This window comes from Collinsella sp. AF38-3AC (assembly GCF_003474365.1).
GTDB lineage: Bacteria > Actinomycetota > Coriobacteriia > Coriobacteriales > Coriobacteriaceae > Collinsella.
In genome coordinates this window covers 120,343-131,814 of record NZ_QROM01000001.1, presented here as the reverse complement: position 1 = coordinate 131,814, position 11,472 = coordinate 120,343, and the positions used below count along the sequence as shown (strand labels likewise).

Sequence of the window (11,472 nt, the reverse complement as noted above, 5' to 3'; positions counted from 1 at the left end):
CAAAGTCCCCGTCGAGCACACGCCCGGCGGGGACTTTTTTGTGCCGGCCGTCCAAACCACCACAAAGGGGACAGGCACCTTTGTGGTGGTTTGGGACTTGCCTGGTCGTTTCGTCTCAATCTGTAACACCTTGAGTCCAAATATCTGGCTTGGCGTTACAGATTGAGATTTTGTAAAAGCCGAGAATGGGCGCCGCCACCAAAACCTAGCGCTTGCGGCGCTTGGTCACGGCGACGCCGGCCGCGGCAACGGTTGCGCCGGCGATGCCCAGGGCGGCGACCGTCATCGCAGTGGTGTCTCCCGTGTTGACGAGCGCCGCTCCATCGGACTTCTTGCCGTTTTCGCCCTTACCCTTGGACTTGTCCGTCGTCACTGTGGTCGTCGTCGAAGTCGAACCACCCGCAGGAGCCCCGGTACCGCCAGAGCCATCCGCACCGCCACCCTGCTCGCCACCGCCAGGCGTCGGCTTGGGTTCCGGCTTGGGCTCGGGCTCCGGCCCGGGCTCCGGCTTGGGCTCAGGCACCGCCTCATCGGTCACTGTAATCGTAATGTTCAGACGCTCGGAATACTCGCTGTACGACATGCCAGGGCGTTGTGCCGCAATGCGCACATACATGTTGCTATCGAGCGCAATAGGCTCGATGTACTTTACGCGGCCTTCGTCACGGCAGGGGCAGGTGTCGTTGGTGGTGTACCAAATGGTCGCGTCATCCTCCGCCGAAAGCTCCAGCTTCGTACCCTTGGGCACCGTAATGTAATTCTCCTTGGGCGACCACGAGCCAAACGTCGTCGCACCAATCGTCGCCGCCGGTCGCGCCGGTCGCACGGCCTCGGCAGACACGCGCACGTCAACCTGCTTGGACAGAGCCGTGCCATCCACCGCCGCCGTCAACGTCGTCAAACCGGGCAGAGCACCATGCAGCACAAACGTCGCCGCGCCGTCCTCGCCCGTCACGGCCTGGGTGGCATCGACAGAGCAGATAGCCGAGGACTCCAGCCCAACACTAACCTTGGCGCCCGCAAACGGCTTGCCCGCCTTATCGGTCACATATGCCACCAGCTTAAAGTCGCCGCCCTCAAGCATGGTCACAGCTTGTTCCACGTTGAGCTTGAGTCTGTCGGCACGAACGCCCACGGCAAGCTCCCCGCTTGCCCAGCGCGACATGGCCGTGCCGGCATAGTTCCGAACGCCATCAAGCTCAAACGCCACCGTCGAGCCCGCCTCACGCGCATCGGCATAGCGAATGCGCAGCACGCGCGACAACGGCTTGCCATTGGGATCGTCCTGCTTGTCGAGCCACGTATACGTCACGTCGCCCAAGCCCTGCGCGCACAATGCGACCAGGGCATCGTCGCTCGCATCCATATACTGCGCAAACTCAACCTCGATGCAATCGGTATAGGCATGGGCCGAAGCCACCTCGGGCGCCGCCGTCGACACCAAGCCAATGTTCACCTCAGTCTGAATCGGCGGCACGCGCAGCCAATCCGAACGCGCCTCCTCATACCCGTCCTTGGTCACGCGCACCTGATACCAGCCGGTCGGCGTATTCCAGTTGTACGCACCGTCCGCACCCGTTGCAAGCGGATTGTCCTGCTCATACTCCTCGGCATCCCAACGCGTGGCATTGGTGCCGGTGGCATCGTCGGCGCTCCACAGCTCAACCGTTGCACCCTCGACCGTATTGGACAGCAGGCCCTCATACACCACGCCCGCAGGGTCGGGTGCAGCCTTGGCAGCCACATGGCGGTAACGTGCCTCAAAGATCGACTGCATCTTCTCGTCCGAAATCAAGCCGTCCTTGTTGGCGTTATAGACCTCGGCATCGGTCAGCTCGCCCCAGTTGACCGTAATACGATTCTGGCACGCGCGCTCCACCTGCTCACAGGCGACATCGTAGGCGCACTCAGCATTGGTCAGCTTAATCGCGCGCTCCGAACCCACGCTGGTCGAAGCCGCATCATAGGCAGCGCCCACCACGGTACCCGCCGAACCGGCCGTCAACACGCCGGCGATTGTCATAATGGAGCCCACTGCCACATCGGTGCTGTCGTGGCAGAGCTGGCGATACAGCAGATCCTCAAACGCACGCGCCTTCTCCATGGCGTCACGCAGCGCGTAAATGCACTTCCAGTCGTCCTCGGTCTTCTCGGGCTTGGCAAGCAAGCGCGTATGCTGAAGCTCATAGCCCTCGCGCTCGCCCTTCACCTTCTGCATACGGACGTTCACGTTCTCCCAGTTCTTGCTGGCATCGTTCACGCCGTAAATGCCGGTAAAGATGCCGATGCCCTGGGTCGCCGCGGGAAACGCCTGGCCGGTCGCCTTCCACGCATCGGTCTTAAAGACCTGTCCGAACATCTCGCACTCGATCTTATAGCTCTTGAGCGAACGGATCGTGCGGATGAGCTTCATATGGGCGCTCACGTCGCCGTTGAGCTTCCAGGCCATGAGCCATCCGCGCACCTTGGAGTTGTTGAGGCTATGGACCACATTCCAGTTGTCGTACAGGTTGTCCAGAATGTCGCACTGCATGGCAATCGAGTTAAACAGAAGCGCCTGGTTCTTGTTGTTATTGGAGTTCTCGATAAATTCCGACTCTATATAGGCCGTCTGCTCGCCATCGGGCGCGGCGACCTTAAAGCCCTTGACGGTATCGTCATCAGCCGCCTTGTAGCTCAGCGAGCTGCCGAGCGCCTGGCCCAAATCGTTAAACCCGCTCGTCGACTGCCCGTTGTACTCGCTGGCCTTAATGCCCGCACACTTGTTGAGCGCCGCAGCGGTTGCGTCATTCCAGCTTCCGTATTGGTTGAGCTGGCCGATACCCATCGACTGGCCCACCAGATCCTCGGCCTGCTGGGCAATAAACTCCGCTCGCGACGCATGGTCGACGAGCTCCTTGATGGCGGCCGCATCCGCAGCGTTCGCGCCCTGGGCCGCCGCGAGTTCCTGATACCAATCCTCGCTGGTGCCGTAAGCATCCTCAAAGATCATCCTGTCCACGTTGACGCCATAGCTGTCGCCCTGCTTGGTCAGCAGCGCCGACGAGCCGCCAACCGCAGCCTTAAGCTCGGCGGCAAACTGCGCCGCCTCGTCGTTGCCAGCATCATCACCCTCGCCGTCGCTGGCGGCAGGGGCACGGCGGGCCTTGCGAGCAGTTCCACCTTGGGCTTCGTCCTCTTTACCGTCCTTGTCCTCCTCGGCAAACGCATCGGCGACCATCTGGTCAATCGCGTCGTTAAAGGCCTCGTCGACATCATTAAACGAGTTATCCATCATATACTCGTGCCACTGCTGCACAGCATTCGAGAACTCCTGTTGGCGCTCCTCAGCCGCGGCGGAATGCTTTTTGGCCGAAGCGTTGGCATCAAAACTCAGCATGGTCATAAGCTGAGCATTGGAGATGCGGTAGGTCTGCGGCATAAAGATCTGCTCAAAGTTTCCGCAGTTCACATAGGTCGAGTCATTCGCCTTGTTAAACTCGTCGAGCAGCTTAAGGTAACCCTCGTCCACATACTCCGCCACATAGCGCACACGGGTGCCCTCGCGCGACTTTTGAGTCAGAGGAATCGTCACCGTCTTGCCATCCACGCAGTCCACGTACAGGTCGAGCGTGTCGGCGGCCTCTTCGTTTCCCACCTCGAGCGTGATGTCAAAGGTCCAGTAGGCGTTCTTCTTTTGTGGCAGATGATGGAAGGTCCACAGGCTCTTGCCGGTGTCCTTGCCGTCCTTGACCAGGCTTTGCGTACCGCCACGATACGTCACATCAAAGTTCCAGACCGAAGTGCCCGGAACATAGCGCACATAATTGCGAGCCGTCACATCGGCGGCAGCCGCGGCAACGTCGGTCGAACCCACACGCGCCTCGAGCATCACGCGCTCGGCGGCAAGCGTATCCTGCGGCAGGTCGTATTCAATCTTGGCACGGCCGAGTTTATTGGTCTTGCCGGTGTACTTTGCAGCCGACGAGCCCGTCCCCACGGTGAGCTGCACGCTCTTGCCCGGCGCCGCATAAACGTAGGCCACATTGCCCAGCAGGCTGTGAACGTCGGTGCTGTCGACCTCGATGCACGATCCGCTAACCTCGAGTGTGGTGCTTCCCAGCGGCAATGTCACCTCGCCCAGCGTAATAAGCGGCGAGACGACATAGGTGCCCGCAGTCTTGGGCTTAAAGCGCACGAACACATCGGCGCCCATGCCCTTCTTCATATTGAGAACGAGGTTGTCGCCCTCCCAAGTTGTGTCAACCCACCCGGCATCGGAGCTGGCGCCGGCTTCGCGAGAGCCTGCGGACACATCCTCGACGGCATCCTTGGCCAGCGGAATCTCAATCTTGGCAGCCTGGCTGTCCTTGAGCTCGTAATGAATGCGCAGCTCGGTCTCCACGCCAACGACCGCGGACGAATCAGCGATAACCGAGCCCGCCGTCAGCCCGCGCTCGGCACGATACGTCTCCACGTCAAACGTGGGGACGTCGAGCGTCACGTCGAGCTGTTTGCCGTCCTCAATCTTCACCTGCTTTTGCACGATATGCTTGCCCGCGGTCAAACCCAAGCGGCTAAATGTGGAGTAGTCCTTCGCCTGAATGTCGTAGCTCGTCTTGTTAAAGGCAACGATCGTATAGGAGCCGGCCTTAAGGCGCGGCGTTTCGGCCTTCATGATGGGCGTGGCGCCGTCATCCTCATAGCCCGTCAGATAGGTGACACCGTCGGCGACCAGCTTGCCATCGGATGCGCGGAACACGAGCACGCGGTTGGCTCCCATATACTCGCCCTTGGTGGTAACCGTCGCCGTACCCCAGGGCTTCAAGTCGATAGCGACCTTACCAGCCGAAGGCTTCACCGTCGCCGTCGCCCCACCCAGCCTGAGTCTGTCTTTGGGCTCGAGCGTTATCTCCAGATCCTGGTCCGCGTCGGCAATAGCCTGCGACACCACGAGCACCGTGCCCTGGATGCGATAGTCGTTTTCCTTGTCACCCTTGGCCGGCTTGAGGGTCTTGCCGCCGCTCTTCACCGTCAGATCGATGTTATCGAGACTATCGAGCTCAATGCGTTCGGTCTTATCCTGGCCCACAATCGGTTCAAGATAGGCCACGTTGAGCTCAATCGCGCGCGAGGCCGGAATCTTGGTAAAGTCCTCCGCCTTAATCTCTCCGATATTCCATGTGCCCGTCATCTGGTCGCCCGGGCGCGCCAGCACCATGCCATAGTAACCGCTGAGCGAAATGCGCAGGGTGGCTGCTGTCTTGGAGAGAGCGTCCGCTGTAAAGCTGCCGTCATCGCCAACCGCCAGCGGCGTGGACTGCCCCGCCTGCACGAGTGTAGCCGTCGCGCTCTGGGGAAGTTTGCCCGTCACCTGGGCCGCCTCGCCCATCCACTCAAAGGTATAGGCGGGACGCGAAGGGTCGGCCGAGTCCATCTGATCGCCGACGGCATCCGCAACCTTCTTAATCATCGAGGGGTTGCCCGCCGAGTCCGTCGCATAGGCATAGATGGTCTGGCCCTCGCTAAAAGGCATCGAGTAATCGACGCCATCGATCGTCACGTTGTTGACGTACAGGCCCCCCTCTTCAAGCTTGATGTCGGGATTCATGACGCGCAGGGTCACCGCGTTGTGGTTGGTGGTTGAGCTGCCGGCGGCGCTGGTAATGCGCGTATTGTCAAACGGCTCCAGATCAATCGACTGCACGCTCTTGGGCACAACGATTTCCTTACCGGCCAGTGCGGGATCGAGGTAAGTAAACGCGTGCGCTCCGATATATTTGACGCCGTCGCCAATCGTCACCGACGACACATGCGAGCACCCGTTAAAGGCATAGGGCCCAATCCGCTCCACCGTGCCCGGCACATTGATCTGCGTAAAGGTGAGTACCGTTGTATCCGAGACATAGAACTGCGGCACGCCGCAATAGGCGAATGCAAGATAGTCGATAGTTTTGACCGAAGGCGGCAGCGTTGCCACCACATTGTCGTCAAGTTGTTCGCAGTCCTTAAAGGCCTGCTCGGGAATCGTGGTAAAGGCCGCGTTGTTGGGCCAGGTTACCGTTTGGAGCGTCTTGCTTTTGTAGAATGCATAGCTCTTGAGCTCCTCGACCGAATCGGGCAGTGCGATCTCTTTGATGCTGCTGCCGCCCAAGCCGCCAACCGAGCGGACATGCGAATTAGGGGCGAAGGTGATCGATGTGAGCGCAGCGCTTCCCATACCCGTAAGGCTTACGACATTTTTGTCGTCGATGGTCGAGGGCACCTCCAACGTGGTAATGCCCGCGTCGCCATACTCGATAGAAATTTCGTTGGTGAGGCTATCGATCGAGAAGTAGTACTGCGCGGGGGTCTGCTCGCCGGCCACGTAGCCATCGTCGTATTCGCCCTTTACGCCCGTGGCGCCCTTCGAGGTTGCCCAGAGTTCAAGCTCCTCGTTCCAGGTTGCTTCGGCTTCGGCGGTCTCCTCTTGCTTCTGCTGCTCGGCGAGTTCCTTGCCCTCGACGAGATCGGTGGCGAGCGTACCCGCAGGTGTGCTCTCGGTCTGCCCGGCGCCCGTCAGGCCCGCCGCCGATGCAATCTCGGAGGCCGGGGGCGCAGGCGTGTCACCGGCATCGAGCGCTGTGGGGTCGGCAGCGCCGGCATCGGGCATGGGGCCGGCGGAAGCAGAGTCTGACGTTTGGGCGTCAGCCGAATCGGCGGAAGCGGCGTCGCCTGCTTGGCCGTTATCCGTCTGTACAAAAGTGCCGTCGGTGTTGAGGGCCTCGGCAAACACGCCCGCGGGCAACGAACCCGTCACCATGGTGAGGGTCACAGCGACAACGGTCAGGCGGCAACAAAGCGCTCGAACAGTGGTCCACCTCATGGTCGTTCCTTTCCTGAAAACCAAAAGTCATCCAGCGTAATCGTCGTCCAAAAACAAAGCGAACGGTAGGTTCATATATACGAACCTACCGTTCTACCTGCGCAAACCACCACAAAGGGGACAGGCACCTTTGTGGTGGTTTTGGACATGCTTGGTCGTGGCGGAGCACCAAAACCTAACGCTTGCGGCGCTTGGTTGCGGCGATGCCGGCGGCGGCTACGGTTGCGCCGGCGATGCCTAGGGCGGCGACCGTCATCGCGGTGGTATCCCCCGTGGTAGCCAGGACAGCATCGCCCTTCTTGGCCTGCGTGGTTTTCTCAACCGTCTTGGCCGTGGTGGTTGTCGTGACCGGTTTAGCCGCGGGCTTGGTCTCGGGCTTCACCTCGGGCTTGGGCTCAGGCTTGACCTCAGGCTGCGGTGTCGGCTTGGGATCCGGCGTAGGCTGCGGATCGGGAGCCGGCGTGGCTTCAGGCGTAAAGGTCAAATCGGTGTTGAGCCACAGGGTGTAGATCCAGCCGCTCTCGGGATCAACTACACTCGCTTCGCCCATCTGGTAGCCGCACTCCTGGCCGTTGATCACCAGCTTGGTGTCGGGTGTGAAGTAGAAGCCGCGCGCGGCCTTGAGGTAGATGCCGTAGCGATAGGTCACGCCGGGTTTAAAGGCGTCGATGTGATTGGTGATGTGCTGGTCCCAAAACTCAACGGAATTCACCTCACTGCCGTCGCTACCCGTCCAGTACTCACACTGAGGAAGGGAATTGGAGCCCGTCGGAACATTCGCCGTAAAGACCGGCTTATCGCCCGCCTTAAAGGTGGTCGTGGCGCCGTTGATCTCGATAACGTCGATGGCACGCCATTCGTCAATCGGCTGCTCGCACAGCATATTGTCAGCATCGGGCGCGAAGACGCCGTTGACGGTCTTGATGTGGTGCGCCCAATGACCGTTGACGTGCATCATGCAGTCTTCGGCCACGGTATTGTCGCCCTTGAGCCTCAGCTCAACGGAGTACATGTAGAACTTGCCCTCTTCGAAGTGTTCGATCCTCCTCGCGCCCGTCGGATACTTGGCAGGATCGGAATACCAGAAGGCAACGGGCGTGAGCTCCGCAGGGTCGCTGCCATCCATTTCCTCCCAGCACTCGTAGGCGATCTCGTACTTGTCGGCATCGGCAGTGGGGATCGTCGCGGTCGCGCGCGGCGCCTCGCCGGGCGCGTAGTCGGTCTTCACGTCGTTGACGTCCAGGTTATGGATGGCTTCGTTTTCTGACGCAACAAGCGTAATTTCGCTATTGATGGCGTAGCGGAGGTAATAGTCGTACCTGGTTTCGTTGACGGTAATCGAGCTGCCCGGCTGATAGGCGTTGAAGATATCATCGGGATCCCCAACAATGATGGCACCGCCCTCATAGTCAGTTCCGGTATACGTCAGTGCCGCGCCAATATAAAGAACCTCATTGCGCGTGAGTCGATACGAGCCGCCCGCCGCGCCACCCGTAAAGGTCAGCGTCAGCCTCATGTGATCGCCAACAGGCTCAAAGTGAGCCGTCACATCGGACATAGATGTGTCCTGGACTTCAGCCAGGGTGCCCGAAACAGCATCGACCCGGTAGTACTTGGTTTCGACAAGTTCGCAGAGCGGCTCATCCGGCATGCCGCCCTCAACATCGGGAAAATCATAGGTATACGACTGACCCTTTTCGAGCGTGATGTTGCCCGGAAGCACACAGTCCGTATAATGATCGACCACGGTCGTGTTGAAGTTGACGCCACCCGGGTTCTCGATGGCGTCGGTCACGCCACAGGGCATGATGGCGTCATTCGCCGGCGTGGCGGCGTTGTCGCTGGGAGTGTTTTGTTCGGCGGGTGTCGCATCGTTCACCGTTGCCGCCGGTGCGTCCTGCTGAGCCTGCTGAGGTTCTGCCGTGGATTGCGCCACCGGAGCCGCGTCAGCCATCGGCGCAGCCGGGGCCACCGGTACCGGCGCCGGAGCCGCCGTATCCTCCGCAACCGTCGGCGTCACCGGAGCCGCGGCGACCTCGCCCGTCGCAGCGGCGGGATCGGCATATTCGGTCGCCAGCGCCACGCTCGGCAGCAGCAACTGACCGACCATAAGCGCACACGCGCCGGCACAAGCGATTTTGGCACCTACACAACGCCAGGTACCATGAACCAACGAGCAGGTGCGCTCGCGCTGAGTTTGCTTATCAAAGCGGCTTCCGTACATAACGGCCTCCTTGGTCGCAGGGGCATACCACCACAAAGGTGCCCGTCCCCTTTGCGGTGGTCCTGTACCACCAAGATGTGCAAAATGACTCCGCACGCCTAGGTTCGTAGATGTGAACCTAGGCCTCTACCTGCGGTTTAATTCAATATGATTTCACCATCGCCACACTCGTCCCAGGAACGCTACAATCGAGGACACGATTATTCGTCCATCCAAAGGACCGTTCTTGAACCTGAGTAAGCCTAAAATCAACGCGCTTCTGGCACTTGCGCTCTTTACCTTTGTCTTTCTTGCCGCCGAGTTTCGATTCGACATTAATGTCGGGCTGCTCGCCGGTGCCGAGCGTGTTGTGATTGCGCAGGGCTTCATCCTCGGCGCCAGCGTGATCGGCTTTATCGGATATGCGCCGCTGCTCGGGCTCGCACAGCGCAAAAGCCGGCCTCAGGCAGTTGTCAGCGCCGCCGTCCCCATCGCCATCTTGGGGTTGGCTCAGATTCAGTCCCCCACGAGCCCGCTTGCGCTCGAGATTCTGGGATGCCTCGCATTCCTCGGACTCGGCCTACTGGGCGGCGCGGCACACCATGCCTTCGCAACGACATTCCAAGACGATCCCAAGCTCGCCACCGGTGCGGGAGCAGCCTATGCCGCGGGCATCCTGATGCAGTTCGCCATCAACCTGCTCAATTGCGGCGGCATCGCAGAGCTCATCGTCCTTGGCACAGCGACGATCGCTATCTCCGCCCTCAGCGTCGTTCCCCAAAAGGCTGCTGAGAGCTCCAGCCCCGCCATCAATCCCTTTGTTGAGCCATCGCACGCCCTTGCCAAGCAGGCGTGTTGGAGCATCGCGCTCGTCATGATTCTGGCCTGTCTGTTCTCTACTCTCGATAACGTGGTCACGTTCTCCAACGCCCACGGCACCATCGCCGTGCAGACCTGGCCGCGCCTCTTTTTGGCAGCGAGCGGTCTTGCCGCCGGTCTTATCTTTGATCTTGCCGAGCGTCGCTACATGGGACTCGTCATGTTCGGCGTCACGGTACTCTCCACCATTTCGGTCTTAGCCGTCGAAGCAGGAGCCGATCCCAACCTGGGCCTCATTGTCTTTTACCTGAGCTCGGGCTTTTTTGTCACGTTCTGTACCGCCACGTTTACTCAGCTGGCACCGCGCATGCACGTGCCCGCCTTCTGGGCCGGCATGGGCCGTGCAGCCAATAACGTGTGCGCGTTCACCACGTCGGGCGTCTCGCTTGCGCTTGTGACCTCTGGCAACGTCGCCCTCATCATGATTGGCGCGGTCGTGCTTCTCGTCGCCGCCTGCGCGGCATTTGTGGCAGCCGGCCTGTTCCGCCTACCCCAAACCGAGCAGGAGCGCGAACATCAACAGCTTGCCGAGGAGGCGCTGGCAGCACCGAGTATCGAGGAGCAGCGTCAGGTCTTCATCACCGATCACGCTCTCACCCCACGCGAAGTTGACGTGCTGGTGGCTGTGACCCAAGATGAGCGCCCGCTCAAACAGGTCGCCGAGGAGCTTGGTATCTCGATGCGCATGGTACAGCGCCACCTGAGCTCCATTTATCAAAAGACCGACACGCAGACGCGCGCCGGTCTCACCAAGGCCTTTCCCTCGGCCTAAAACAAAAACCACCACAAAAGTGCCTGTCCCCTTTGTGGTGGTTTTGGTCGGCTAGCCTTCGAGCTGGGCCACTTTGTAGCGGTAGGCCGCCGCGATGACGTCTTTGCAGCCCTCGCGACCCAGCTTGGCGCGATTGACGACGATGTCTTTACCGCTCGTCATCTTCCACTTTCCGGCGCTATAGCGCTTATAGAACGCCTCGCGCGCCTTCTGCTGCTGCTTGACCAGCTTGGCGCCCTTCTTTTTATTAAGGCCACGCTTCTTGCGCACGATCTCGACGCGGTCCTCAAAGGGTGCGGTCACCAACACGGCAATGTGGTTGGGATTGTTACGCAGCAGGTAATCGGACAGACGGCCTTCGATAATGCAGCTCTCGGTCTCGCCCAGATCCAAAATCACCTGGCTCATCTTTTGGAACAACTTATCCGAGTACGAACGCGCATCGTAGCGGTCGGGCAGAAACGCCATGTTCTCCACGGCCAGACGCTCGTCGTAGGCGGCCATCTTATCGAGCGACTCGCCCGCGCGCAGCGACGCACGCACCAGCAGCTCGTTGTCATACAGCGGAATCCCCAACTCGTCGGCAAGCATGCGACCAATCTCGTGGCCCTCGGCACCAAAATCGCGCGCGATGGTAATGACCACAGGATTCTTCTTATTCTCCAGATCGCTCATCGCGATTCCTTTCTAACAAATGAGAAAAAGGCAGTCTCTGTTTCCCATTTTGTCACTTACGCCGGTCCTGGTTTCCCAAGTGCGGCAGATTGCCCCGAA

General features: G+C 60.1%; 4 protein-coding genes. 1 reads left to right on the top strand and 3 read right to left on the bottom strand.

Features of this window, described 5'->3' with window-relative positions; genetic code table 11:
- Positions 1 to 205 precede the first annotated feature (205 nt).
- Together DW029_RS00500 and DW029_RS11825 are read right to left on the bottom strand one after the other, a co-directional pair.
- Positions 206 to 6,844, bottom strand: a complete 6,639-nt coding sequence (locus DW029_RS00500) for a leucine-rich repeat protein (RefSeq protein ID WP_118344999.1) — start codon at positions 6,842 to 6,844, stop codon at positions 206 to 208.
- A gap of 175 nt (positions 6,845 to 7,019) precedes the next feature.
- On the bottom strand, positions 7,020 to 9,068 hold the full coding sequence (locus DW029_RS11825; protein WP_118344998.1) for an LPXTG cell wall anchor domain-containing protein: 2,049 nt from the start codon (positions 9,066 to 9,068) through the stop codon (positions 7,020 to 7,022).
- Between the two features lie 226 nt (positions 9,069 to 9,294).
- Between DW029_RS11825 and DW029_RS00490 the strand changes: the two genes are divergently transcribed.
- Complete coding sequence (locus DW029_RS00490; RefSeq protein ID WP_118344997.1) at positions 9,295 to 10,698, top strand: helix-turn-helix transcriptional regulator; 1,404 nt, start codon at positions 9,295 to 9,297, stop codon at positions 10,696 to 10,698.
- Positions 10,699 to 10,749: 51 nt separating this feature from the next.
- Here the strand turns inward: DW029_RS00490 and DW029_RS00485 are convergent, their stop codons facing one another.
- Positions 10,750 to 11,373 (bottom strand): AAA family ATPase, encoded by a 624-nt coding sequence (locus tag DW029_RS00485; RefSeq protein WP_055251542.1) that lies wholly within the window; start codon positions 11,371 to 11,373, stop codon positions 10,750 to 10,752.
- Positions 11,374 to 11,472: the final 99 nt, after the last annotated feature.